General features: G+C 65.6%; 1 protein-coding gene. It reads right to left on the bottom strand.

Going from position 1 to position 1,303, the window contains the following annotated elements:
- Positions 1–1,298: 1-deoxy-D-xylulose-5-phosphate synthase (gene dxs, locus CFR79_RS15405; protein WP_110548465.1), on the bottom strand; the 1,298-nt coding region annotated here is incomplete at its 3' end.
- Positions 1,299–1,303: the final 5 nt, after the last annotated feature.

Below are 1,303 nucleotides of genomic sequence, written 5' to 3'. Positions count from 1 at the left end.
CCCGCGCGGTCGATGGCGAAACGCACCGGCAGCTTCTGCAGCACCACGTCATGCATCACCTGATCATAGGCGCGCTGCAGGAAGGTGGAATAGATGGCGCAGAACGGGCGCAGCCCCTCGGTCGCCATGCCTGCGGCAAAGGTCACGGCATGCTGTTCGGCAATGCCGACATCAAAGAAGCGGTCGGGATAGGCTTTTGCAAACTTGTCCAGACCCGTGCCCGACGGCATCGCGGCGGTGACGGTGACGATCCTGTCGTCGGTCGCGGCCTGACGGACCAGTTCCCTGGCGAAGACGGACGTATAGCTCGGCGGCCCGGCCGGACCCTTCTTCTGCTCGCCGGTCACGACGTTGAATTTGGAGACGGCGTGATACTTGTCGCCCGCCGATTCGGCCGGCGTGTAACCATGGCCCTTCTCGGTGATCACATGCAGCAGCACGGGGCCGACATCTTCCGCGTCGCGCAGGTTGCGCAGGATATGGACAAGCTGGTTCATGTCATGCCCGTCCACGGGGCCGACATAGTAGAAGCCCAGTTCCTCGAACAGCGTGCCGCCGGTCATGATGCCGCGCGCGTATTCATCCGCCTTCTTCGCCGTGCGTTCCAGACGGCCCGGCAGGCGCTTGGCCATCTTGCCCGCCAGTTCGCGCAGGGACAGGAACTTGCGCGAGGACATGAGCCGCGACAGGTAGCTCGACATCGCGCCGACCGGCGGGGCGATGGACATTTCGTTGTCGTTGAGCACCACGATCAGGCGCTCGGCGCCGGGACCGCAATGCGAGGCGTTGTTCATCGCCTCATACGCCATGCCCGCCGAGATCGAGCCATCGCCGATCACCGCAATCACGTTGCGCTCGCGGTAGGAGGGGTCTTCCTCCGCGCGCAGGTGATGGGCGACGGCCATGCCGAGGCCCGCGGAAATGGAAGTCGAGGAGTGGGCGGCGCCAAACGGGTCGTATTCGCTCTCGCTGCGGCGGGTGAAGCCCGAAAGGCCGCCCGGCTGGCGCAGGGTGCGGATGCGCTCACGCCGCCCGGTCAGGATCTTGTGCGGATAGGCCTGGTGGCCGACATCCCAGATCACCCGGTCATCGGGCGTGTCGAACACGGCATGCAGCGCCACCGTCAGTTCAACCACGCCCAGCGACGCGCCCAGATGCCCGCCCGTGGTGGACACCGCGTCGATCGTTTCCGACCGCAGTTCATCCGCCAGCTGCTTTAACTGCTCCACCGAAAGGTTGCGCATGTCATGCGGCGCGCGCACCCGGTCAAGCTGCGCATAGCGCCCAAGGGTCGGAATCGCGG

Origin of the sequence: Komagataeibacter saccharivorans (genome assembly GCF_003207825.1) — a bacterium.
Classification (GTDB): domain Bacteria; phylum Pseudomonadota; class Alphaproteobacteria; order Acetobacterales; family Acetobacteraceae; genus Komagataeibacter; species Komagataeibacter saccharivorans.
Note: the sequence above shows the minus strand (reverse complement) of the source record. Positions and strands in the feature narration are given on the sequence as shown.